The sequence below is a fragment of the Roseateles sp. genome, assembly GCF_049240545.1.
Taxonomy (GTDB): Bacteria; Pseudomonadota; Gammaproteobacteria; order Burkholderiales; family Burkholderiaceae_C; genus Paucibacter_A.
In genome coordinates this window covers 99,604-123,971 of the sequence record NZ_JBMLSK010000049.1, presented here as the reverse complement: position 1 = coordinate 123,971, position 24,368 = coordinate 99,604, and the positions used below count along the sequence as shown (strand labels likewise).

General features: G+C 61.6%; 21 protein-coding genes and 1 riboswitch. Of the genes, 13 read left to right on the top strand and 8 right to left on the bottom strand.

The genetic code is table 11. The features are described 5' to 3' along the window. The first annotated feature begins 449 nt into the window (after window positions 1-449). Both ACOVRJ_RS03415 and ACOVRJ_RS03410 read left to right on the top strand, forming a co-directional pair. On the top strand, window positions 450-2,423 hold the full coding sequence (locus tag ACOVRJ_RS03415; protein WP_422042495.1) for a sensor histidine kinase: 1,974 nt from the start codon (window positions 450-452) through the stop codon (window positions 2,421-2,423). Further along, window positions 2,416-3,759, top strand: coding sequence for a sigma-54-dependent transcriptional regulator (locus ACOVRJ_RS03410; protein WP_422042494.1), 1,344 nt, complete (start codon window positions 2,416-2,418; stop codon window positions 3,757-3,759). Before ACOVRJ_RS03415 ends, ACOVRJ_RS03410 begins: the two co-directional genes overlap by 8 nt. Window positions 3,760-3,788: 29 nt before the next feature. Here ACOVRJ_RS03410 and ACOVRJ_RS03405 read toward each other — a convergent pair whose 3' ends face one another. Then, a complete protein-coding gene (locus ACOVRJ_RS03405; RefSeq protein WP_422042493.1) occupies window positions 3,789-4,808 on the bottom strand; it encodes an amino acid ABC transporter substrate-binding protein in 1,020 nt (339 codons plus the stop codon). 179 nt (window positions 4,809-4,987) lie between these two features. Here ACOVRJ_RS03405 and ACOVRJ_RS03400 point away from each other — a divergent pair, with 179 nt between their 5' ends. Further along, the gene (locus tag ACOVRJ_RS03400; protein ID WP_422042492.1) at window positions 4,988-5,713 is read left to right on the top strand and encodes a gamma-glutamylcyclotransferase; all 726 of its coding nucleotides are present in this window, start codon (window positions 4,988-4,990) and stop codon (window positions 5,711-5,713) included. Window positions 5,714-5,733: 20 nt separating this feature from the next. Here the strand turns inward: ACOVRJ_RS03400 and ACOVRJ_RS03395 are convergent, their stop codons facing one another. Then, the gene (locus ACOVRJ_RS03395; protein WP_422042491.1) at window positions 5,734-6,399 is read right to left on the bottom strand and encodes a nucleotidyltransferase family protein; all 666 of its coding nucleotides are present in this window, start codon (window positions 6,397-6,399) and stop codon (window positions 5,734-5,736) included. Window positions 6,400-6,612: 213 nt separating this feature from the next. On the opposite strand from ACOVRJ_RS03395, the gene pdxH reads away from it, so the two are divergent. After that, window positions 6,613-7,251: a pyridoxamine 5'-phosphate oxidase gene (gene pdxH / locus ACOVRJ_RS03390; protein WP_422042490.1), complete on the top strand. Its 639-nt coding sequence runs from the start codon at window positions 6,613-6,615 to the stop codon at window positions 7,249-7,251. A gap of 37 nt (window positions 7,252-7,288) precedes the next feature. On the opposite strand, the gene ACOVRJ_RS03385 is transcribed toward pdxH, so the two are convergent. From ACOVRJ_RS03385 to ACOVRJ_RS03365, 5 genes are all read right to left on the bottom strand, one after another. Next, on the bottom strand, window positions 7,289-7,855 hold the full coding sequence (locus ACOVRJ_RS03385; protein ID WP_422042489.1) for a DUF3299 domain-containing protein: 567 nt from the start codon (window positions 7,853-7,855) through the stop codon (window positions 7,289-7,291). Window positions 7,856-7,959: 104 nt separating this feature from the next. Further along, entirely contained in the window at window positions 7,960-9,222 is a 1,263-nt protein-coding gene (locus ACOVRJ_RS03380) for an FtsX-like permease family protein (RefSeq protein ID WP_422042488.1), read from the bottom strand. Next, window positions 9,219-9,908: an ABC transporter ATP-binding protein gene (locus tag ACOVRJ_RS03375; protein ID WP_422042487.1), complete on the bottom strand. Its 690-nt coding sequence runs from the start codon at window positions 9,906-9,908 to the stop codon at window positions 9,219-9,221. Before ACOVRJ_RS03375 ends, ACOVRJ_RS03380 begins: the two co-directional genes overlap by 4 nt. Before the next feature lie 10 nt (window positions 9,909-9,918). Beyond that, window positions 9,919-10,476, bottom strand: coding sequence for a peptide-methionine (S)-S-oxide reductase MsrA (gene msrA / locus ACOVRJ_RS03370; RefSeq protein WP_422042486.1), 558 nt, complete (start codon window positions 10,474-10,476; stop codon window positions 9,919-9,921). A gap of 81 nt (window positions 10,477-10,557) precedes the next feature. Continuing rightward, window positions 10,558-14,583 (bottom strand): DUF748 domain-containing protein, encoded by a 4,026-nt coding sequence (locus ACOVRJ_RS03365; RefSeq protein WP_422042485.1) that lies wholly within the window; start codon window positions 14,581-14,583, stop codon window positions 10,558-10,560. Window positions 14,584-14,721: 138 nt separating this feature from the next. Between ACOVRJ_RS03365 and ACOVRJ_RS03360 the strand changes: the two genes are divergently transcribed. Then, the gene (locus tag ACOVRJ_RS03360; RefSeq protein WP_422042484.1) at window positions 14,722-15,525 is read left to right on the top strand and encodes a YdcF family protein; all 804 of its coding nucleotides are present in this window, start codon (window positions 14,722-14,724) and stop codon (window positions 15,523-15,525) included. Window positions 15,526-15,804: 279 nt separating this feature from the next. Here ACOVRJ_RS03360 and ACOVRJ_RS03355 read toward each other — a convergent pair whose 3' ends face one another. After that, a complete protein-coding gene (locus ACOVRJ_RS03355; protein ID WP_422042483.1) occupies window positions 15,805-17,382 on the bottom strand; it encodes a UbiD family decarboxylase in 1,578 nt (525 codons plus the stop codon). Window positions 17,383-17,646: 264 nt separating this feature from the next. On the opposite strand from ACOVRJ_RS03355, the gene ACOVRJ_RS03350 reads away from it, so the two are divergent. From ACOVRJ_RS03350 to ACOVRJ_RS03315, 8 genes are all read left to right on the top strand, one after another. Further along, window positions 17,647-18,525: a transglycosylase SLT domain-containing protein gene (locus ACOVRJ_RS03350; RefSeq protein ID WP_422042482.1), complete on the top strand. Its 879-nt coding sequence runs from the start codon at window positions 17,647-17,649 to the stop codon at window positions 18,523-18,525. A gap of 48 nt (window positions 18,526-18,573) precedes the next feature. After that, window positions 18,574-18,709, top strand: a riboswitch (ZMP/ZTP riboswitch). A gap of 63 nt (window positions 18,710-18,772) precedes the next feature. Beyond that, a complete protein-coding gene (gene glyA, locus ACOVRJ_RS03345) occupies window positions 18,773-20,020 on the top strand; it encodes a serine hydroxymethyltransferase (protein WP_263536506.1) in 1,248 nt (415 codons plus the stop codon). A 21-nt stretch (window positions 20,021-20,041) separates the two neighbouring features. Continuing rightward, on the top strand, window positions 20,042-20,485 hold the full coding sequence (nrdR, locus tag ACOVRJ_RS03340) for a transcriptional regulator NrdR (RefSeq protein WP_263536507.1): 444 nt from the start codon (window positions 20,042-20,044) through the stop codon (window positions 20,483-20,485). A 101-nt stretch (window positions 20,486-20,586) separates the two neighbouring features. Then, a complete protein-coding gene (locus ACOVRJ_RS03335; RefSeq protein WP_422042481.1) occupies window positions 20,587-21,123 on the top strand; it encodes a GspH/FimT family pseudopilin in 537 nt (178 codons plus the stop codon). A 118-nt stretch (window positions 21,124-21,241) separates the two neighbouring features. Further along, window positions 21,242-21,775 (top strand): type IV pilin protein, encoded by a 534-nt coding sequence (locus ACOVRJ_RS03330; RefSeq protein ID WP_422042480.1) that lies wholly within the window; start codon window positions 21,242-21,244, stop codon window positions 21,773-21,775. Further along, the gene (locus ACOVRJ_RS03325; RefSeq protein WP_422042479.1) at window positions 21,760-22,347 is read left to right on the top strand and encodes a pilus assembly FimT family protein; all 588 of its coding nucleotides are present in this window, start codon (window positions 21,760-21,762) and stop codon (window positions 22,345-22,347) included. The genes ACOVRJ_RS03330 and ACOVRJ_RS03325 overlap by 16 nt, the downstream gene beginning before the upstream one ends. Further along, a complete protein-coding gene (locus tag ACOVRJ_RS03320; RefSeq protein WP_422042478.1) occupies window positions 22,332-23,069 on the top strand; it encodes a PilW family protein in 738 nt (245 codons plus the stop codon). Before ACOVRJ_RS03325 ends, ACOVRJ_RS03320 begins: the two co-directional genes overlap by 16 nt. Then, complete coding sequence (locus ACOVRJ_RS03315) at window positions 23,066-24,367, top strand: pilus assembly PilX family protein (protein ID WP_422042477.1); 1,302 nt, start codon at window positions 23,066-23,068, stop codon at window positions 24,365-24,367. Before ACOVRJ_RS03320 ends, ACOVRJ_RS03315 begins: the two co-directional genes overlap by 4 nt. Window position 24,368 lies beyond the last annotated feature (1 nt).

Genomic DNA, 24,368 nt, shown 5'->3' with positions numbered 1-24,368 from the left:
TCCCGTACACCATCGTGTACCCCAGCGCGACCAGCGCGTACATGCTGCCGAGCACCAGACCATTGATGATCTGTTGCAAAAATATTTCCATGGCTTGTCTTCCTTTGTGTGCGAATCTGATGTCGAACTGCGCTTCAATCACGCAAGCCATATGCCAAAACTCCGGGTCTGCGGGTAAGCACCGAGATCCCCTATGAGGCGGATGCCATCTGCTTGACCCCCCTCGCCCGATACGGGCGAAAGTCCGCACCACAAGTCTTGCTTCGGGGCGGACTTCGACACGCAGCACCAAGCCGAGCATGGGCTGCGGAAGCGGCAGTGGCAGCCGAGCGCAAAAACAAGCCGCCGGCATCGAGACAGAAGGCTCGGCATTGGGCACACTACGCAGCCCATTGAAAAATGCACCGACGCCTCTCTCGTATTTGAAGCGCCCAGTTGATCAGCGCCCCATGACCCCGCCCTCCAACAACTCTGCGCCTTCTCTCCCTGAAACGCCCCTCGCTGCGCCAACGGGTCTGCTGCAGCGGCTGCCACAGAGCTTGCTGCGCACCCGTTTCCTCGTCTACCTGACACTGCTGCTGACACTGGCCGGTATGGCACTGGGCCAACGCATGAGCGAGCGCACCAGCATGCAGCAATTGGCGGCCGTGGCGGCCGAGCGCCTGGAGCTCTACGCCGGCAGCTTGGAGGCCGAGTTGGCCCGTCACGCCTACCTGCCCAGCTTGATGGCCATTGACGCCGATCTGCAGGCTTTGCTGGTTTCACCCGAGGACACGACCGTGCGCCTGCGGGCCGACCGTAAATTGGCCGGCATCAAGGTGCGCTCAGGACTGAGCCTGAGCTTTGTCACCGATGCCGAAGGACGGGTGTTGGCCTCGAGCGAGCCGCAAACAGCTGCGGCCGAAGCGGTGGTGCGGCGGCTGGGCGCGCATCTGCGCTCCAGCCATGCCCACTTCTTCGCGGCCAATGAGCACAACGGCAGTACCGACTACTTCCTGCTGCACAACATCAGCCGCGCAGGTCGGCCCCTGGGCCAGATCGTGCTGCGCCTGAACCTGGCGCCGCTGGAAGCCACCTGGGTGGATCAAGGACTGCGCTCGCAAGGCGAAAAGCTGCTGGTGGTGGATGACAAAGAGGTCGTCATCATGTCCTCGGTACCAGCCTGGAAGTACCGCCTGCTCAGCGAACTCAGCGCGGCCGAGCGAGATGAACTGCAGACCTCGGGACGCTATGCGGGCCCCTTGCGCGGCGCCCTGAACTTGTTTGGCGACGACGGGCTTCACGATGAAGCCCGAGTGGTGAACGTGCCCATGCTGCAAAACCCAGCGGCGCCGGAGGCTTCATCACCCCCACCCGAGGGCAAGGCCGAATCGACCCAAAAACTGCTGGCGCAGCAACGTGCGTTGCTGCCCTTGGCCTTGCGACTGGTGACGCTGTCGGACCCCGCTGAGGTTTGGCGTCAGGCACGCTATGCCGCCTGGGGCGGTGCCGCGGTCGGCGCCTTGATCGGGCTGCTGGCGCTTTATCTGGCTTCGCGCCGCCGTGCCCACGATCAGCTCTTGCAAGCCAGCGAGGCCCTGCGCCTGGCCCACGCCCAGCTGGAGGCACAGGTCGCCGAAAGAACCCAGGAGCTGAGCCAGACCAACCAAGAGTTGAAGCGCCAGATTGCACAAAGGCTGCAAGCGGAGGATGAGTTGATGCAGGCCGCCAAGCTGGCCGTGCTGGGCCAAATGTCGGCCGGCATCGCGCATGAGGTGAACCAACCGCTGACCGCGCTGCGCGCCCTCTCTCGCAACAGCTTGCTGCTGCTGGAGAAAGGCCGCACCGACTCGGTCGGAAACAATCTACGCACCATTGACGAAATGGTCGAGCGCATGACGGGCATCACCCGCCAGCTGAAGAGCTTTGCGCGCAAGGCCGAGTTGGTGCAAGCGCCGGTGTCGCTGGCATCGGCCGTGCGCGGCGCCAAGCTCTTGCTGGAGCATCGTTTGCAGGCCGAGCAGGTGGACTTTGTGCTCAGCCCTGAGCTGGACCAAGTCTGGGTGCGCTGCGAGCCCAATCGCCTGGAGCAGGTGTTGGTCAATCTCTTCGCCAATGCCGTCGATGCCATGAAGGACGCGCCCCACAAGCGCCTGGCCGTCAGCTCCGCAGCCCTGCCGGAGAGCGACGGCCGGCGCGTCTTGCTGCGAGTCAGCGACAGCGGCGCCGGCATGGCGGCCGACCTGCTGCCGCGCCTGTTCGAGCCCTTTTTCACCACCAAGCCGGCCGGCCAAGGGCTGGGTCTAGGCCTGGTCATATCGTCGAAAATCATCCACGAATTTGGCGGCAGTTTGCGCGCCCATGTGCGCCCGGCCGATCAGGGCGGCGGCATGTGTTTCGAGTTTGATCTGGAAGTCTGCACAAGGGATGGCATCAATGTTTGAGGGATTCAAGGTCTTGTTCGTGGAAGACGACCCACCGGTGCGCGCCAGCCTCATGCAAACCCTGGAGCTGGCCGGGCTGGAGGTCTTGGCCTGCGGCTCGGCCGAAGAAGCCCTGCCGCATATTCAACCCGGCGCACAACTGGTGCTGGCCACTGACGTGCGCCTGCCAGGCATGGACGGCCTGGGCCTGCTCGACCATGTGATGGCCACCGATGCAGACATTCCGGTGGTCTTGATGACCGCGCATGGCGATGTGGCCATGGCGGTGCGCGCCATGCAGACCGGCGCCTATGACTTCATCGAAAAACCGTTCGCGCCGGAACGCTTTGTAGACGCCGTGGTACGTGCGCTGGACAAGCGGGTGCTGCGCGTGGCGGTGGACGAATTGCGCGGCCAGTTGCAGCGTCGCAGCGGCATGGAAGCGGTGCTCTTGGGCGACTCAGCGGCCATGCAGCAGGTGCGACGCCAGGTCTTGAACCTGGCCGACACCTCGGCCGATGTGATGATTTTGGGCGAGACCGGCACCGGCAAGGAGTTGGTGGCGCGCTGCCTGCATGACCAAAGCCAGCGCCGTGACCGCAACTTTGTTGCCATCAACTGCGGCGGCCTGCCAGAGGCCTTGTTTGAGAGCGAACTGTTCGGCCATGAGGCCGGTTCCTTCACTTCGGCCGGCAAGCGTCGCATCGGCAAGATCGAGCATGCCAACGGCGGCACCTTGCTGCTGGACGAAATCGAAACCATGCCGATGGCGCTGCAAATCAAGCTGCTGCGAGTGCTGCAAGAGCGACGCGTCGAACGGCTCGGCTCGAATGAAGAGCTGCCCATCAATGTGCGGGTGATTGCCGCCACCAAGGCCGATTTGCGCGCCCTCAGCGAGCAGCAAAAATTCCGTGGCGACCTTTACTATCGCCTGAATGTAGCCACCCTGAGTCTGCCACCGCTGCGCGAGCGGCGCGAGGACATCCCGCTGCTGTTCGAGCACTTCGTCGCCCAGGCCTGCAGCCGCTATGAGCGCAGTGCCCCAGAACTAACGCCGCAACGCCTGCGCGAGCTGATGGCGCACGACTGGCCCGGCAATGTGCGTGAGGTGCGCAATGCGGCCGACCGCTTTGTGCTCGATATCGTGGGGCATGAAGGTGCCAACGCCAAACTGGACCCCACAGCGACCAGCACCTTGGCCCAACAGATGGATCAGGTCGAGAAAGCGCTGATTGAGCAGGCTCTGCGGCGTTGTCAGGGACGCATTCCTGCGGCGATGGAGCTTTTGGGCACGGCCAAGAAAACGCTCTACGACAAGCTCAACCGCCACGGCATCGAACTCGATCGCTTCCGCTGAGCTCAAGCAGGCCGCAGAAAGCTACCAAGCTAGCGGTAGTGCCGAGCCTCAGCGGAATCACTGGGCTTGGCGATGACGCGCTTGAAAGCCTCGCTCATCGGCAACTGCAGGTTCTGACCCTTGGGTGGAATCGGGGATAGAAACCATTTGCGGTAGATCGACTGAATCTCACCCGAACGGTACAAAGCGCCAATCACTTGGTCCACCAACGCTTTAAACACCGGATCCCCCGCCGGCAGACCAATCGCATAGGGCTCGACCGAGAAAGCCTCCTCAGAGATCTGATAGTCACCCGGCTGCTTCGCCCCCAAAAGCAGCATACGCAAAAGCACATCATCCATGGCGTAGGCCGCGGCCCGGTCGGTTTCCAGCAGTCGAAAGGCGTCTCGGTCATCCTGGCCGACCAGAATTTTCAAGCCCAGTCCTTGATTCAAATTGGCTTGATGCAAGAACTGGATGCTGGTGGTGGCAATGGTGGATGCCACCGGCTTGCCGCGCAAATCGGCCAGTGTGCGCACCGCGCTGGCGCGCTTGGACAGCAGCCGGGTCTCGGCCACAAAAGTGGTCAGCGAGAAAGCCTGGGTTTTCTGTCGCTCCAGAGTGTTGGTGGTGATGCCACATTCCAGATCGATGGAACCATTGGCCACCATGGGCATGCGGGTGGCCGAGGTGACGGCCACCATCTTCAACTCCAACTCCGGCAAACCCAGAAGCTGCCGCACCGCTTGAACGATCTGCTGGCAGATGTCGACCGAATAGCCGATCGGCTTGAGTTGTGCGTTCAAGTAGGAAAACGGTGCCGAAGCCACTCTATGACCCAGCACAAGCACCCCGGTGTCTTGAATTTTGCGCAGGGTCGCCGAATCCCCCAGGCTTGATGAGGCCTGACCAGCCGCAGGCGCCAAGCTGGGCAGCTGTGAAGGGTTGGCAGACGCCGACACCATGAAGCTCAACGCAAGCACCAGACCCGCCCCCCACGTCGGCACCGAGACCCGGATGCAGGCCGAACCGCGGACAAGCAAGCGATGAAGAATGGACTTGGGAAGCAAGGGGCTTGGCAACACAGACATCGGACCTCGGCAGTGGGTGGGCGAGCAAGAGTGCCACAAGCCGCGTGCGGATTGTCGCCAGGCTTGCGATGCGGACAAGCGTAGAAGCACCAAGTCGAAAGGCTGTGGCAGCATGGCAGGCCCGTGACCGCCCGCCCCTTTTGACATACGCCACTCTCATGAGCCAGCCCGCAAGACCCATCCCTGATCGCACGAATCCGCCGGCGTCCGAGTCGCGTGCGGCCGCTGCCTTGCCAGAGTTGGATGAGGCGCTTGCGCGCCTGCCGCAGCGCAGCCGCGACTTGCTGGAAAGCGCTCAGCAAGCCTGGGATCGGCAACAGGGTTTGTGCTTGTTTGCCTATGGATCCTTGATCTGGAAGCCTGGCTTCGAACCAGCGCAAACCTTGCCGGCTCAGGTGTATGGTTACCACCGGGCCCTGCGCCTGCGTTCGCTGGTCAACCGCGGCAACAGCGCAGAACCCGGGCTGGTCTTGACCTTGCTATCGGGGGGCAGTTGTCAAGGCCTGGTTTACCGAGCCCAGCCCGCTCAAAGCGAGACGCTGCTGAACACCTTGTGGGCGCGCGAGATGGTGGTGGGTTCGTATGAGCCCCGATGGCTGAATTGCCACACGCCGCAAGGCCCGCTTCGCGCACTGGGATTCACCCTGTCGCGCCAGAGCCCCGGCTATGTGGGCTCACTCGGCGACTCAGAGTTGCTTCACATCTTCCAGCACGCCAGGGGGCGCTACGGGACCACGCTGGACTATCTCTTGCTCACCGTGCAAAGCCTGCACGAGCGCGGTCTTCGTGACCCAGATCTTGAACGGCAATGGCGCCTGGCTGCGCGCCATGGCCTGTACCCCCCACTGGCCACGAACAGTCTCAAGCCGGGGCCGGAAATTTAAGGCCCGCCCCTGCAGCGCACTCAGGCTTTCAAGGCTTGCTGCTGCAGCGCCTTGATTCGAGCCAAGTCCTCCACCGTGTCCACATCCATCAATACGCCCGGGTCATCCACCTCCACCGCTTGGGAGGGATAGCGGGCCACGATACGCCGCGCACCCTCGTCCCCCTGCAGCCCCACCAACTCGGAGAACAATTCAGCACTGAAGCCCACCGGGTGACCTTGGCGGCCATGGTGCTGGGCGTAGGCCACCGCGTGTTGATCCAATGCCGCAGCAACCGCCAGCATGCTGCTGGTTTGCAGGAGCGGCATATCGCCGGGCACGATCAACCAGCCATTGGCATCGCCGGAGGCGCTGACGCCGGCTGCGATCGAGTACCCCATGCCGACAGGCGCCGGCCGGCCTTGGCTGTCCAACTCGGGCAGCAAGATCACGTCTCGGGCAGCGACCAGGTCAAGCGACAAAGGCGCTAAGGCCTTGGTCGAGACCACCACGACACGCAAACCAGTTTCTATGGCGTGGGCGACGGTTGAAGCCAACACCGTGTCGTCATCGTCTGGCGTCCCCGGTTCCGTCAGCCGGGCCGCCTCATGCGATCCGCCAAGGCTTTGGGCCAATTTATGCCCCAGACCCAAGAAACGTGAACCTCGACCCGCCGCCAGCACCAGCACCGCTGGTCGCCGTTTCATCATGCCCAAATCCTTTTGTACTTCCCTCAATGTCGCCCGATCATTGCGTGCTGCTCGCCCTGCATGCACGCGGCCATTCAGCCTTATCGCCGGACTGGCATTTGTGCGCATAGCATGCCGTTTGCGCCTTGCATGCAACAGTGGGGCCTTCACCTAAGGTGAACTACCGCCGGGCAAGCGCCAGGATCACGCAGAAAGCGACATACTCGCGTCATGAACAAGCTATCCGACCTGAGAAAAAGTTACGAGCAAGGCGAACTCGACGAGAGTTTGGCGGCACAGGAACCGCTCGCCCAATTCAAAAACTGGCTGGATCATGCGCTCGCCAGCGCCGTGCCTGAACCCAACGCTATGACCCTGGCCACGGTTGGCCCAGACCAACGCCCCTCGACCCGCATTGTGTTGATCAAGAGCTTTGATGCGCGCGGCATCGTCTGGTTCACCAATTACGACAGCCGCAAAGGCCAAGAGTTAGCCAGCAACCCGCACGCCGCCTTGCAGTTTCACTGGGTGGAACTGGAGCGCGTGGTTCGAATTGAAGGTCGGGTGGAACGCGTCGACGCCAGCGAGTCCGATGAGTATTTCCAGTCTCGTCCCTTGGACTCCCGACTGGGCGCCTGGGCCTCGCCGCAAAGCCAGGTCATCAGCTCGCGCGCGGTGTTGGTGAGCAATGCCGCCAAGGCAGCAATTCAGCACGGACTGAATCCATCCCGGCCGCCCCACTGGGGTGGTTATCGCCTCCGGCCCGAGCGCTGGGAATTCTGGCAGGGCCGCAAGTCGCGCCTGCACGACCGCCTGTGCTACACCCTTCAAGCCGATGGCCAGTGGCTGAAGGAAAGACTGGCCCCTTAAGCCGCCAATTCAAGGCGGGGCAGTGGCACCCCAGCACTCAACGCTTGCTGATGCCTTGCCCATCCACCAGCCGGTAAAGCATGCCGTAAGCATCATCCGCCAAGACGGCAAAGGTGCCCTCGACCACCACAGGCTCCAGGCTGTAACGTACCGGCTCCTTGGTGCGGACTTCCACCAAGCCTTCAGGCCCGGCCGGCACGCAAAAAGAACAACTGGTAGGTACCGAGGACAGCAAGAAATGGCGCTGCTTGTCCCCTGGTTCGAGCGGCATCATGAAGCCCTGAACCCTGACCTTTTGCTTGTCCAAGGCCAAGACCTGCGCAGGGAAGCTAGGAATCAGCCGATTCTTCTCGGCCTTGGTCGTCACCGCCGAGAGCAAGCTCCAGGACAAGACCCCCTCACGCTCTTGCAGCGGTTTGAAGGGGCTGCGCGGATCGTGATAGCCCGGGCCGGTGCCGATCGCAGGCGCAGCCGAGGGCGGAACTTGCGCCCACAAAACGCTGGGCCCGAAAGCCAAAGCCGTGCAGACCCCAAGCGTCAACATCCACCCGCGACACAAGGCCGCAAAAAAATGCGAGCACCGGCAGTTCAATTTTCGATTCATCAGATTCACTTCCGTGGCGACGCGGGCTCAGCCCCGTGCGTTTCAGACCCCATTGTGACCGGGGTGGGCATGCCGAGCATGCCCGCAGCCTCTCATGGAGACATCTAGCGGGGCGCTTGCAGCAATTCGCTCACATCCAGTCGGTAGGCGGTCATTGCCGGCCACGCGCATGCCAGCAGGCTCAGCAGCACCGCGACCCCAGGAATCCAGAGCTCCTGAGCCACGAACCACAAGCCACTGACACGCAGACCATGGTCGGCCGCCAAGGCAAGACCCAAGAGCGCGGTCAAGCCATGGCCGAGCAAGACACCCAGCGCACTGGCCAACAAGGCGAGGCACAAGGCCTCCAGACCCACCAAGGCCGCGACCCGCCACGGCGGTGCACCCAACATGCGCAGCATGGCCAGATCGCTCTGACGAGCCCGCACCGAATGCAGCAAGGTCACCAGCACCGAACCTGCCGCAAGCAAGAGCAGCAGCAGGCCGAATCCGCGCAACACTTCGGTCCCCACACCCACCATGCGCAATAAGCGCGCGCTTTCCAGTGCCGGCGCTGCCGCCTGCAGCCCCGGCTGTGCATTCACCCAACGCGGCAGACTGACGGCCGCCAAGGGGCTGCGGTAGCTGAGCAAGGCCATGGTGATCTCGCGACTGTCCTCATGCCCGGAACGGGAAGCGTGGCTGGCGCTTGAACCCGGCGCGTGGTCGTCGCTTGATTCATGCTTGTCAACTGGCGGATTCGGGTGATGCGCCGCATGCACAGCCCATACTGAAGTCAGATCGGTCAGCACCAGTCGGTCCAGCACTCCGCCCGTCGCAGCGAGCACGCCGACCACGGTATAGGCTTGCTCCCCATGCGCATCGCCCTGCTCCCCAAGGCCGTGGCTGCCATGGAACTGTTGCCCCGGGCGCAAACCCAGATCACGGGCCACTTCAGCCCCCAGAACGGCTTGCAGCGGCGCTTGCCAGATGTGTCCCTCAGCCCATCTGGCGCGATACAAGTCGAGCAACTCCGGCGTGGTGCCAACGATGCGATAGCCACGCAGGCTATCGCCCAAAGACAGAGGTATCGCTCGCGCGACCAATGCTTGCGCTTGCAAATGCTCCAAAGTGGCGTACGGAATATTGCCGGTGGGCACATCCAGATGAAAAACGCCGGACAGCATGATCTGCATCGGGCTGCCCTTGGCCCCAACGACCAGATCGATGCCTGCCAAGTCGCGCTGCACCCCGGCCTCGATCTGATCACTCACCAGCAGCACAAAGCTGATCGCTCCAATTCCCAAACTCAGCAACATGAGGTTGAGGGTCGCCGTCAGCGGCTGCGCCCAAAGATAGCGCCAAGCCAAACGCAGCAAACTGTTCATGATGGAAGCGCAGCGCCGGATCGCGGACTCAGCTGGAACTCGCGCCAAGCAGCCCCGGTCGGACTGGCGGCCAAGTACTGCGCCACCCGCGCGTCGTGGGTGGCCAGCACCAAGCTTGTTCCCATCTCCTGGGTCGTTTCCAGCAGCAAATCGACCATCTGCTGGGTGCTTTCATCATCCAGATTGGCGCTGGGCTCATCCGCCAACAAGAGCTGTGGCCGGCGTATCAGCGCACGTGCCAAAGCCACCCGCTGGGCCTGACCCAGACTGAGTTGGTGCGGGCGGCGCCGCGCCAACTCGTCACCCTCCAGACCCAAACGGCCCAGCAGCGTTCGCGCCCGCCCCTCATCCGCGGGCAAACCGGCGCCGATAAATGGCAAGGCCAGGTTCTCCAGCACCGTCAAGGACGGGCTCAGGTGCAAGCGTTGCGGCACAAAACCCAGGTGAGCGCCGCGCCAGGCGTCGCGCTGGCGAGCACTCAAGTCCTGCAAAGCCACGCCGGCCATGCTGATCTGCCCCTGCTCGGGGCTCAGCAAGCCAGCCATCAAGGCCAAGAGCGTTGACTTACCGCTACCGGACTTGCCGCGCAGCAACAAATGCGCGCCCAATGGAAGCTCAAAATCCTCGAAGCAGAGTTCAAGCCCCTGGGCGTAGCGGTAGCGCAAACCGCGCCATGCCAACAACATCGTGGGCGCCTCAAGCGGGTCGAGTCAAGCGCGCAAAGGTGGCCAGAAACTTATCAACCTTGGCCGCCACCACAAAGGCGCAATAGCCTTGATCTGGATTGCGGGCGTAATAGTGCTGGTGATAAGGCTCGGCCGGCCAGTAATTGCGCTCAGGCAACAACTCGGTCACAACCTGCCCCCGGTGAGCGACCTGGGCTTCACCCAAGACCTGGCGGGCTACCAGCTCTTGCTCCGCATCATGGAAATAGATGCCAGAGCGGTACTGAGTCCCCACATCCGCGCCCTGCCGATTCAAGCTGGTTGGATCATGGATGGTGAAGAACACCTCCAACAAATCTCGCAGGCTGAGGACCTCGGGGTCAAAGTCCACACGCACCACTTCTGCATGACCGGTACTGCCTGAGCACACCTGCTCGTAGGCCGGCTGAGAAACATCGCCATTGCAATAACCAGACTCGACCCTGTGCACGCCCCGGACTCGCTCGAACACAGCCTCGGTACACCAGAAGCAGCCGCCTCCGAGGGTGATTCTTTCAAAGGTTTGGGCCTTGGATTCGGGACTGCTCATGATCGATTCGATAGGGATGTGGATCGCGGCGCCAGGGCCGCCGTCGGTGGGAGACAAGCATAGCTGAAGCCACACCCGTGTTCATCGCCCACTCAGCTTCAACTCCGCATAGGGCGCCCATGCCGCAGGGCCGGATGGCGTGGCGGTTTGCACCGCGTCAGCTTTGGCGCGAACCAACTGGGGCGCCCCCAAGAACAAGCGCTCATTGCTCAAGCCCTTGGCAATCAAGGCGTCGCGAGTCCAGATACCCCGATCCAAAGCCAACTGACGCACCTGCTCTTCACTGACCACCATGCTGTCCAGCAGCAAACGGCGCATCTCAGCCGTCGGAATGTCCTTGGCCATGCCCAGCACATTGCGCGGCTTGTTGGGCAGCTTGCTGCTGCCATAAACCACTTTCAGCAGGCGCGTGCTTTCAGCCTCACTCAAGGGCCCCAACTCACCGGACTCTTCCTGGGTGGCAGTAAAGGTCGAGGTGGTGCGCTGGCGCTGCAACTCGCGCCGACGCTCGGCCAACAGCGCCTCCTTCAACTGGCGCTCTTGCAAGGCCCCGCGTTCGGCGAGTGGGTCGGCCCATGCGGTGATGGTCAAGGCAAGCCCCGGTCGGTCAGCCAACATCTGGGCCACCTTGTTCAGACTTTCGGCCGAAGCCGCTTGCGCGGAGCCCGGCACAAACTCCAAGCGACTCAGATCCGTCTCGCCACTGCCCGACAACAAAGAGAAGGGCGCACTGATGGCCTTGCTGAACAAGTTGACGATGACCTTCCAGATCAAGCCGCCCACGCTGAACTGAGGGTCATTGATAGAGCCGCTGATGGGCAGGTCCACATCGATGACCCCATTCTTGTCCTTCAACAAGGCCACGGCAAACAGAACCGGCAGTTGGGTCGCATCTGGACTGTCGACTTTTTCGCCAAAAGTCAGCTGATTCAGGATGATCTGGTTGTTAGCACTGAGCGCACCGGCCGCATCCACCTTGTAATGCACTTTGCTGGACAGCTTGCCACGTTCCAAGGCATAACCGATGTACTTGGTCGCATAAGGGGACATGGGCGCCAACTCGATATCAGTCGCTGCCGCGGTGATGTCCAACATCAAGGGCTTGCCCAAAGGGTTCAACTGGCCCGAAATGTCCAACAAGCCCGTCCCAGCCACCCGCCCGCGCAGGTTCAGAGGGGCCAACTCGGCCTTGCTGGAGCTGACCGCGCCCAGACTCCCCTGAAGCTCGGTCAAGCGCGCGCTGTAATTGGGTCGCACAAAGCGGTCGGTAAAGTCGACGCGCCCTTTGTCGATCAGCAACTGGCCAATACTCAAGGAAACCGGAGAGGTCGGCGCGCTACCCGGCGCTTGCACTGCCGCTGTCGCTATCGAACGCTCCTTGGCCGCAGCACTTGCAGCGCCGGAAGCCGGGATTGCTGCAGGCCAAGCTGCGGCCTGAGATGCAGGCATCTTGCCGTCTGACTCGCCCGCCCCCAACTCGCGCAGATTGATACGCCCAGCCTCATCAATGATGATGCGTGCATAAAAGTCGCTCAAGCCGGCCTCGGCCACCGACAGCTGCGGTGCCTGTCCTGGCTGAACCCCGAGATTGAAGCCATTCAACTTCAAGGCCTGCCAGTCCAGCAGGTCTTCGCCGATGCGCAGCTCTCCGTCGACCTGACGCGCCTGTTGCAACTTAAGTTCAGCCAGCAGCACATCGCCACTCACCTGCGCCTGCAAACCGGCGGGCAGCAGCTTCACTTGCAATTGGCTGCGCAAGCCCAGCTCAAGTCGCTGCAAATGCAGACCCCAGGCTGGATCCAGATAGCCCCGCGCCAGTTGCAAGGGCATGCGATCCAATCGCAAACGACCCTTGGCACTCAAGGGCTCCAAGCTGACTTGCCCCTGCCACTGTAGGCTGCCCATGGCCTTGGCATCCACATCGGATTTCGACTTCCCCTCATCTTTAGAGCGCCCCGACTTAGTGCCCGCTTCGGAAAGCGCCCCTAGCTTCAGATTCAAACTGAGAGGCATGGTGCCACCTGAGGCCGGCCACGCCAAATCCGCCATATTCAGGCCGATCTGATCGATACGCAGGGCCACGACCGAGCTGGGTGCCGCCTCATCTGTGGCACGAACTGAACCCTGCTCCACCGTCAGGCGCTGCAGGCTCATTGACCAAGGTCGCGATGCCTTGCGCTCATTCACCGCCGCTGCGGATACAGGAACTGCGACCACAGGCTCAGACTTTGATGCTGAGTGGCGGCCATTGGTGGGCTCCTTCGGCAACAGCGATTGATAGCTCCACTGCCCTTGAGGGTTGCGCCAAAGTGCCAGGGCAGGCCGGACCAGCTTCAAGGTGCCGGCCTCCAAACGCTGCTTTCCCGGCTCGATGTCCAAGCGGTCCAGAGCCAGGGTCCCGAGGCGCAACAAGGCATCACGGCGATCCAGCTCGCTCAGGGTCAAGCCGCTCAAGGCCAGGTCACGCACACCCAACACAAGACGTGACGCCGGCTCGGCTTGCAGGGGATCGGCCAAATTCAGTTGAGCGGAGAAGCCGAGTCGTCCACCGAGTTGCGCCGCCGCATAAGGCCGCAGATACGGGGCAAAGTCCAGCAAGTCCAGCCCGGCCACCTGAAGAGACATGCGCAAAGCCTCAGGACCCACGCTGCCCTCACCCGACATCAGGGTGGGCTCGGGTGCGATGGCTAAAGCGGCCTGTTTCATGCCACTTGGCGCACGCTTCGCAGCGGCTCGGCTGGGAACCTTCGCACGCTCGTCCGCTTGAAGCGACCAGGACCACTCCATGGGCAGGTCCTTCTTCAGCGGCCAAGCACCGGCCCCGAGCTTCAAGCGCAGATCCGAGACGTTCAAAGCCACCGGGGATGGGAGCGCAGCGTCTTGCCAGCTGATGCGGCCCTCACTCAAGTCAAAACCGGTGAAGGAGACTCGCCAAGCCCCGTCTTCAGAAAGGCGCGAAGAAGCTGCGCCCCCAACCTTTGCTTCGTGCTTTTTCTGCGCAGCGAGCTCTGTTTGAGAAGCTTGTCGGACTGCTGAGCGCTGCTGACCTGATGCCGCTTGATCGCCCTGCCCTGGCAACCAGACCTGCCCCCGCGCGTCCCGCGCCATGGCCAAGTCGAGCCCTTTCCACTGAACACCCCCGAGGCTGACGAGGCGACGCAGCGGCTGAACATCCTGCAAATCGATGTGCAGCCCTCGCCACGCCAACCAGGGCTCGCCGCTGGGCTTGCTCCAATTGAAATGTTTCAAGTCCAGCGCCCCGCGGATTGCAAACCAAGGCGCCTCGCCGCGAGGCTGCTGAAACTGCATGGAGAGCTTGGCGTCGATTTTTCCCTGCTGCAAACGAAGGGGCAGGCTGTTCGGCATGTAGTCCACATAGGGCGAGAGATCAAAGCCCGCAAGCTCGAAATCCAAGCTGGCTTCACGTCGTTCAGCGAAGGGCAAGCCCTTGCCTTGGCCGCCGAAAGCAACCCCATTGAATCGCCCGGAGAGCTGCGGTTGCACCTGAACCTTGATGTCAGCATCCAAGGTGGAGATGAACGGGATCTCCAAGGAAAAGTCACTCAGCACATGCTGCCGCTCGACGGGTCGGTCATTGAAAATCACCTGACCTTGTTGAAGGCTGATGTTGTAGAGGGCGAGCTCAGCAGGCTCGGAATCCGGCTTCTTGGGTGACCCAGAAGCTGCAAAGCGCTGCAAAAGATCATCAATGTCGTACTGGCCGCCTGCCACGCGAGTCAAGCGCAGCACCGGGCGCGTGACGCTCAGGGATTCCAAAACCGGACTGCGAAACCAAAGCGAGCGCAGCGAAAGCGCCGCCTCAATACGCTCCACTTCGAGCAAGGGCTCAGATTGCGCCGAGGCGCCGGCGACCCTCAATCCCCCCACCATGACACCCAAACGCCAGGGCGAGAACTCGAACTCCGCAATGCTCACCGGCCGCCCCAAAGCCTCGGAAGCCATGCGAGCACCACTGCCTTGAACCCATTTCGGCAGCCAGAACCACAGGGCCAGCAGCAACAACAAAAAGGCAGCAAAGCCCGAAATCACCCAGACTGGCCAGCGCCGCGGCCTTGCATGCGCACGTGGGGAAGGTGTTGCAGTCATATTCAAAGTTAGCGCCCCGCCAATCTCAGTTGGCGGCATTATCAGTCGACCCCATGAGGCTGAAGACAAGGTGGCACCAAGGGACATCCCAGAAGCAGCGATGATGCCGCACTCACATCGCCTTGAATGGACCGCCGCTTGGACCTGACTTCCTTTCTTTACGCCCTGAAGCCGTTTGCACTCACCCTGGCCCTACCCCCTGTGCCTTTCTGGGGTCTGATGCTGCTGGGCGCCGCAGTGCTGCGCCAACGTCAAGCTTGGGGGCGCGGATTGCTCTTGATCGGCTTTGCAGGCGCTTGGCTCAGTTGCACCGAAGGTATGGGGCAGTTGATGGCGCTGCATGCGGTCAAGACACCGCCGGCTTTGAGTCACACGCAGATGGAGGCTTTGCGCGCTGAGGCCGCGACGCAAGTCACGCTGGCCGTGCTCGTCCTCGGCGGTGGGATTCGCCAGGACGTGCCGGAATACGGCAGCCCACGTTTGAATCCAATCACGCAAGAACGCTTTCAGTATGGCGTCTGGCTGGCCAAGCAACTGCAAGCACCACTGGCTTTCTCCGGCGGCATTGGCTGGACCGCCAAGCGGCAAATAGCCACCGAAGCCGAAGTGGCCGCCGCAATGGCCCGCGATGACTACGGGCAGCCCTTGCGCTGGATCGAAGGCCGATCGCGCGACACGCGCGAGAACGCGAGCCTCACCGTTCCCCTTTTGAAGAACGACGGGGTCAAAACCCTGGTGTTGGTCACCCATGACCTCCACATGCCCCGCTCCTTGCGAGCCTTCAGGGACGCTGCCGGACAAGACATCAAGATCATTGCTGCCCCGGTGGGTTTGCGGCGCGATGCGATGTCGCAGTTGCATGACTGGTACCCCAGCGCCTCGGGCTTTCAGCGGGTCAGTTATGCCACTTACGAGTTGATTGGTCTGTGGGCTGGCCACTGATCAGTGGCGCCATGCCAGGCTTCTGATCGTTGCAACTGGATCAATACAGATCGATGCAGGTCAAGGCGGATCAAAAGTCCTATTTACTCCTTGTCGACCGAAAAATCCACCGAATAAATGAGAAACCCCCCGGAGCCGGAGAGGCTGCGGGGGGTTGATGGCTTACGCCACCTTTGGGGCTCTAGGGCGATTTGCTCTAGGGCTCCTGGCGCGCAGAGACTGCGCCAGTAGTGTTGCCTGCTAAAGGCTTCTAGACTCTAGGCGACGCCAGCGACGCTTTCAAGTCCGGATTGAATCCGAAGCCGAGTTTGCAAACAGCTCAGTGAACAGAGCGTTGGCCTTGGCCTGCACATTCGCAGGCATGGTGATGGTCCGTCCCCACTCACGGCTGGTCTCTCCCGGCCACTTATTGGTCGCATCCAGGCCCATCTTGCCACCCAGACCGCTGACAGGGGAGGCGAAATCCAAGTAATCAATCGGCGTACCATCCACCAAGGTCGTGTCTCTGACAGGGTCCATTCGGGTGGTGATCGCCCAGACCACCTCCTTCCAATCGCGAATATTCACATCCTCGTCCACCACCACGATGAACTTGGTGTACATGAACTGGCGCAGATAGCTCCACAAACCGAACATCAGTCGCTTTGCGTGACCGGGATAGGATTTCTTGATCGAAATCACCGCCATTCGGTAGCTACAGCCCTCGGGCGGTAGGTAGAAATCAACGATCTCGGTGAACTGCTTTTGCAGTATCGGAACGAACACTTCATTCAGCGCCACGCCCAAGATGGCGGGTTCGTCTGGCGGCTTGCCGGTGTGTGTGGAGTGATAAATCGGGTCACTGCGACGCGTCAGGCGGCGTACCTCGAAGACCGGAAACCAGTCTTGCTCGTTGTAATAGCCCGTATGGTCGCCAAATGGGCCTTCCTGCGCATGCAGGTAGCCGCCCTTTTCCTTCACCGGAATGCCGTCTTCACTGAACCCGGTATAGCCGGCAGGCGCGGTCGGGATGTAGCCCTCCAGCACGATCTCCGCACTGGCGGGCACCTGAAGCATGCGCCCCGACTCACCCACGCCACTCTCGACCAGTTCGGTTCGGGAACCACGCAAGAGCCCTGCGAATTGGTACTCGGACAGGCTGTCAGGCACCGGCGTCACCGCGCCCAGAATCGTGGCCGGGTCAGCACCCAAGGCCACCGCGATGGGGAACTCTTGACCAGGATTGGCGAGCGCAAACTCGCGGAAATCCAAAGCGCCACCACGATGGGCCAACCAGCGCATGATCAGCTGATTCCGACCAATCAGTTGCTGCCTATAAATGCCGAGGTTCTGACGCAAGCGCGGATTCGGGCCCGATTGCGGCCCACGCGTGACCACCAGACCCCAGGTGATCAGAGGTCCGATATCGCCTGGCCAACAGGTCTGAATAGGTAAATCCTTCAGATTGACATCAGACGCTTCCAACACCTCTTGCTGGCAAGCGCCGCGTCGCTGCACATTCGGCTTCATGTCCCAGAGCGACTTGAGCATATGCATCAAGCGCCCTGCATCTTTCAAACTCTTGGGCGGCTCTGGCTCCTTGAGGCTGGCCAGCACATGCCCTACATCGCGAAGCTCCCGCAGGCTTTGCGCCCCCATGCCCAGGGCCACCCGCCGCGTCGTACCGAACAAATTGGTCAACACCGGCACGCGATGCCCGAGCGGCTTCTCGAACAAAAGCGCAGGGCCCTCTTGGCGCAGCACCAGATCGCTCAAGGCCGTCATTTCGAGCACCGGCGAAACCGCTTCTTGGACACGCCGCAACTCCCCCATGCCCTCCAAACCGTGGATGAATTCACGCAGATCTCGGTACTTCATAGCTATAAGTTATATCGAATTGTATTTATAAGCTTGACGGGTTATTTTTGACACCTAAAATCCGCCCATCCTGTTGATTCAGGGTTTACCCGTGTCGCCGCCTTGGGAGGGTGGTGACGCCCCGCTGCCGATGGACGGCGTTCCGAAGCAAGCCCCACCTCTGGCGGGCGCTGACTTAACGGACCGGCCCATTATCACTGTCGCACCGAAGACCCTGGGCTTCATCGCCCAATGGCTCGGTGCTGCAGAGAAGAAAGGAGTCGCATGACAGCGCGTCGTGATCTTTTGTCCCTGGCTCGCAGTACCGGAGCCGCTACATCTTTGTTCTTCAAGGATATCGGCCAAGGCCTGCTGGTGGTCAGCCACAACACCTTGGCCCTGCTTGGATTGGCCGTTGTGGCCGTCATTTTTACTTTTGTCAGCCAATCAGATTTGCGCCATCGTCTGGAAGGGCAGGCACTCGGTTGGCTGCATGAGCGCGAAGAAGCCCGCGCCTTGGCGCAAGGCAATACCCTGTTCAACAACAGCGATCCGGACGCCATTACTCGGGCAACCGCATCGAACCCGAAAGATTTGCCCCGCCAACAAGCCGCCGTCGCGCATTGGCTGGCCAACCGCTACAAAGTCGCGCCAGAACCTATCAGCCGCTTGGTACAAGAAGCCTGGGCGGTCGGTCAGCGCGCTCAAGTGGAGCCGACCTTGATTTTGGCCATCATGGCGATTGAATCCAGCTTCAACCCTTTTGCCCAAAGCACGATGGGCGCACAAGGTTTGATGCAGGTGATGACCCGGGTGCACAACGACAAGTACGAAGCCTTTGGGGGCAATCTGGCTGCCTTTGACCCGGTCACCAATCTTCGAGTCGGGGTTCAGGTCCTGAAGGAGTGCATTCAACGCGCTGGCAGCGTTGAAGACGGCTTGCGCTATTACGTCGGCGCCGCCAATTTAGGGGACGACGCCGGCTACACCGTCCGTGTACTGACCATTCATGAGCAAATGAAGGCCGTGGTTGCCGGCCGCCCCGTGCCAACGGCGCCGGTGATCAAGCCGCTGCGGGAAGCCGTGGCGCCCAGCCCGGGGATGATGCCTGTCGACCTGGAAACTACCGGCAAAGAAGATCAGCGCGTTGCAATGGCGCGTTGAATCGGACGCAGTCGGTCCGGCTGAGCGCTTCGGGCTGACGCTACACTGCAAACTTCGCGCGACTGGCGATGAAGGCTGCCCAGCTTGAAGGGTGGTCGGAGGTGGTTGACCACCGGGGAGCGCGAATCGCTGAGGTCCTGGTTCGGACCTCGGCGGTATCCAGCCGTTCGCCTGGGCAGCCCTGCGACTCACTGTGACCCAGCTGAGTTGTCACTGGGACTCCACACTTTGAGCACTGCCATCCACCATGTTTGACCGTAGCACTTCCACCCTCGCCCTTGTTGATCCCGATCTCTGGGCCGCCGTTCAAAACGAAAATCAGCGCCAAGAAGAGCATATCGAGCTGATCGCCTCCGAGAACTACACCTCGCCGGCCGTCATGCAGGCCCAAGGCAGCCAGCTGACCAATAAGTACGCCGAAGGCTATCCAGGCAAGCGCTATTACGGTGGCTGCGAGTATGTGGACGTGGTGGAGCAATTGGCCATTGACCGCCTGAAGCAGCTGTTCGGTGCCGAGAACGCCAATGTGCAGCCCAACTCGGGTTCGCAGGCCAACCAAGGCGTATTCTTCGCCCTGCTGCAACCGGGCGACACCATCATGGGCATGAGCTTGTCGGAAGGCGGTCACCTGACCCACGGCATGCCTCTGAACATGAGCGGCAAGTGGTTCAAGGTCGTCAGCTACGGCCTGAACGAGCGCGAAGAAATCGATTACGAGGCGATGGAGCGCACCGCGCGCGAGCACAAGCCCAAGCTCATCATTGCCGGCGCCTCGGCCTACAGCCTGCGCATTGACTTTGAGCGCTTCGCCAAGATCGCCAAGGAAGTCGGCGCCTATTTCATGGTCGACATGGCTCACTACGCCGGCTTGATCGCCGCGGGCGTGTACCCCAACCCGGTGCCCCACGCCGATGTGGTTACCTCCACCACCCACAAGAGCCTGCGCGGCCCGCGCGGCGGCATCATCCTGATGAAGGACCATGTCGCCAAGCAGATCAACAGCGCCATCTTCCCGGGTATCCAAGGTGGACCGCTGATGCATGTCATCGCCGGCAAGGCCGTGGCCTTCAAGGAAGCACTGACGCCCGAGTTCAAGGCCTATCAAGAGCAGGTGCTGAAGAACGCCGTGGTGCTGGCTGAAGAGCTGACCAAGCGCGGTCTGCGCATCGTCTCCGGCCGCACCGAAAGCCATGTGATGCTGGTGGATCTGCGTCCTAAGAACATGACCGGCAAGGAAGCCGAAGCCGTTCTGGGCCGCGCCCACATGACTTGCAATAAGAACGGCATCCCCAACGACCCGCAAAAGCCCATGGTCACCAGCGGCATCCGTCTGGGTACGCCGGCCATGACCACGCGCGGTTTCAAGGAAGAACAAGTCCGTTTGACCGCCAATCTTATTGCCGACGTTTTGGACAATCCCAACGACGAAGCCAATCTGGAAGCAGTGCGCGCCAAGGTTGCCGCCTTGACACGCGACTTCCCGGTCTACCGCTAAACCAACCCAACCCCCGACGCCATGCGCTGCCCCTTTTGTAGCCACGCCGAAACCCAGGTCGCCGAGACGCGGGAATCCGACGAAGGCGATGTGGTGCGGCGCCGGCGTCGGTGCCTGGGCTGTGACAAACGATTCACCACGTACGAGCGGGCGGAAATCGCCCTGCCAGTGATCGTCAAGAAAGATGGAACCCGCGCCGACTTCGACGCCAAGAAGTTGCGCGCTTCCATGCAACTGGCCTTGCGCAAGCGTCCGGTCAGCATTGAACAGATCGACGCCGCCTTGGCCAAGATCGAAGAAACGCTGCTGACCAGCGGCGCTCGTGAGTTGCCCTCAAACCGACTCGGCGAGTTGGTGATGCGAGAACTCAAACGCATCGACAAAGTGGCCTACGTACGCTTCGCTTCGGTCTATCGAAGCTTTGAGGATGTTGACGAGTTCAGAAAGCTGATCCGCGACATTTAGCCCCCCCCCTTTAGAGGGATCCCCGTCCCACCAGAGCGGGACAGCAAGCCTCGCCTGCCCCACCTAAATTGTGCTTAGACGGCAGCAAGCAAGGGGGCACCATGGCAAGCATTAACACTCAGAACCGCGGCTACAGCTTGATTGAGTTGTGTGTCTGCACCGCCGTATCCAGCGTCTTGCTGGGGCTCGCGCTCCCTTCGATCGAGCACATCAAGCAAAGGCAGCGCCTGGCTGCCGCAGCCGAAACCCTGATGACCGATTTACAAGAGGCACGAAGCTTGGCCGTCAGTCGCGCCGACTCGGTTCAAGTCCGTTTCAATCGCCACCCCAACGGATCCTGCTACATCGTTCACACGGGCAGCACCGGAGAATGCCAGTGCAACGCGAACGGGGAAACAGTCTGCAGCAACGACGACCGGGTACTGAAACGGACTTGGATTCCCAGCAGCCAAAAGCTGGAGTTAAGGTCCAATGTTTCCAGCTTCAGCTTCCAGGCTCGCCAAGGCGCGGTCACGAGCACGGGCAGTATTGACATCCAAAGCGTCGACGGCGAATCAATTCGCCACATCGTCAGCATCGCCGGTCGCGTGCGGACTTGCTCACCGAGCGGGGGCATCCGGCATTACCCTCGTTGCTGAAGACCGGACTACAGCCTACCCTCCGCCTAATTCAGTGGGTGCCGACCGGCGGCTTTTCGGCGCCGACCGGTGGCAGGGCGCCACTACTCGCCGCTCGACCGTTTTCCATAATCAGGCCATGAGATCAGAGGCTCAAAAGGACTGCCAGAGACACCGGGCTGGGCGGGGCGCCGCTCAGCCTGCTTTCCGAGCTTGCCGAGCTTGCCGAGCGTGCCAAGGCTTCAGCTTGATCGAGTTGGTGCTGGTCGGGGTGATTGTTGCCATCTTGGCCCTGGTGGCATTGCCCGCTTACCAGAAGCAAGTCGCCAAAGGTCGCCGGGCTGACGCCATCACCGCCTTGACCGCCGTCGTGCAAGCCCAGGAGCGGTGGCGCAGCAATCGTGGCAGCTACGCTGCGTCCTTGGGCGATGACGGGTTGAAGCTGGGTTCGCAGTCTGCCGGCGGCCATTACGAGATCAGCCTGGCAGGCATACGGCAGCCCGCAAGCTTCGCATTTGGCTACATTGCCAAGGCGACCCCCAACTCGAGCAGCGTACAAGCGCGCGATAGCCAGTGCGCAGAACTGTCGATCCGCGTCGATGGCGGCAACATCTTCTATGAAGCCAAAGACAGCGGCGCCGCCAATACATCCACCCAATGCTGGCCGCAATGAAGACTCGCTGGGCTTTCGGCGTGACACTCATCGAAGTCTTGGTTGTCCTGGCGGTTCTGGGCATTCTGACGGCCGTTGCTGCACCTTCGTTTGCTGACATCCTGAACCGCCAACGGGTGCAAATGGTGGCCGCTGAACTCAGCAATGATCTGGCATTCGCTCGGGCCGAAGCGGGCTTGGGAGGCAAACGCAACGATGTGATCGTTTCTTTCGGCCAGCCGGCGGGCATGAGTTGCTACACGATTCGCTACTTCGGCGCCAGCGGTGGCTGTGATTGCAGTCGCCCGCCCGGCAATGCCTGCACAGGCCAGACGGCAGAACTGCGCACAGTGCAGATCCCCAGCAGCAAGGGCGTGCACCTGCGTTTGACAGGACAGTTCGACCCCTTCGAGCCCAATAGCATTTCCTTTCAGCACCCGCGCATGACGAACTCCGTGGCCGGCTTTGCGGTCAAGGTGATCGGCCTCAGAGGCGCGCAGTTGCAGGTTCAGGTCAATACCATGGGCCGGGTTTCGACCTGTGCGCCCAGCGGCAGCACCATGAGTGGAGTGCCGACGTGCGCAAGCTCATAGACCGCAACTCCCGCAGCAAAAACCGAGGCATCAGCTTGATTGAGCTGATGGTTGGGATCACGGTCGGCATGGTGGTGGTGGCAGGCGCCAGTTTGATGATGACCGGACAACTGGCCGACCACCGACGCCTGATGCTGGAGACCCAGGTGCAGCAAGACCTGCGCGCCGCCGCTGACTTGATGTTGCGCGACTTGCGCCGAAGCGGGTCTTGGGCCGTACCGATGCGCGGCGTGTGGAGTCCGTCACCCAACGATCCCGCACCGCTCGCCAACGCCTATGCCACCAGCACCTTGACGCAAACTCAGACGGGCCCGGTGCTCGAATACAGCTATTCTCGGCACCAAGACCGCCTCAGCCCCGTGAACCCACCGGCTGTCTCCCCCGAAGACAACACCGTCAATTCCAGCACCGAACGTTTCGGCTTCAAGCTGGAAGGTGGCATCTTGAAGTTCCGCCTGGGCGATGTTTATCAACCGCTGACTGACCCCAACACCCTGCGCATCACGGCATTCAATGTTGTGATGAACGAGCAAACCCTGCCGCTGCTGGACTACTGCAGCAAACCCTGCGAGGTCGGGAATGCCAATTGCCCTCCCCAGCAAAAGCTGCGGCGTTTCGACATCCTGCTAACCGGGCAAGCGGCTCACGACGCCAATGTGGTTCGAACCCTGCGGCTATCCAGCCGGATGCGCAATGACCAAATCGTGGGGTCTTGCGAATGAAACCCAGCAACCATCGCCGGGTTTCGAGGCCGCCGGCCGAACGCGGCGCCGCCACCTTGGTCGTCGTCATGGTGCTGTTCTTGATCATGGCCATGATGGCCGCCTTTGCCAACCGGAACATGGTGTTTGAGCAGCGAATCGGCAGCAATTACTACCGCGCCGGTGTCGCACTTGAGACCGCCGAAGCAGGCGCCGAATGGGCCTTGGCCATGCTCAATAGCGACGCTGTCAATCAGGCCTGTTTGACCGATGCAGGCGTCACCAACAGCTTCAGGTCGCGTTACCTGAGCATCAGCGCCTCGACCCGGGTCGTCAGCCCGATTCGACTCGACAACAAGCCGGCCGCAGACTGTGTCCGCACCGAAGCACAAGGCTGGGTTTGCCGGTGCCCCACCACGGCCTGGACACCTCCCGCCGCCGCACCCGCTGCAGCTGCCCATATGCAGCCCAGTTTCCAAGTCACGTTCCCCAAACCGATTGTTGGCAACCGACCCGGCATCGTTCGCATCATCGCTACCGCCTGCACCAGCAGCACGCTGTCGGACTGCGAAGGTGTGGAGATTGCCCGTGACGCCGTGGTGGGCCAGTCGGTGGTCGCAGTGGATGCTGCCCTGGTCAGCGCACTCAAGGTGCCCCCCGCGATGCCGCTGACGGTCAAGGGCCAAGTCATTCTGGATGCCAACGGCATTGGCTTGCACAACAGTGAAGCCAAGAACAGCTACGGTCTGCTGCTGCAAACCGGGGATGGCGACATTCCGAATCTGCAAGAAAGCCGACTCGACAGCATCCCTGGCACGCCGGTCCATCAGGCGCTGCTCTTGAGCGACCCCTTGCTCCAATCCGCAGATGCGGCCCGGCTGTTCGGGATGTTTTTCGGCATGTCCGCTGCCCAATACAGCCAGCAACCGGCCATGCGAAGGATTCGTTGCGCCGGGGACTGCGGACCTCAGTTGGCCGCAGCCTATGCCAAAGGTGCACGCATGCTGTGGGTCCAAGGGCCAATGAGCATCAACACCACCACGGTGCTTGGCACGACCAGCAGCCCGATCGTGGTGGTCGTGGACGGCCCAAGCACCATTGATGCGGCACTGCAAATGAGCGGGCTGCTGTACGGCCGAGGCCCTGTCAGTTGGAGCAACACCAGCGGTCTGCAAGCTTTGTTGAGCGGTGCCCTGGTCGTTGAAGGCGACTTGACCATCAGCGGCAACGTCGACCTCTGGTACCGCTGGGACGTGCTGGAGCAACTCAAGAATGCCACCGGCAGCTTTGTGCGTGTGCCCGGCAGTTGGTGGAACTGAC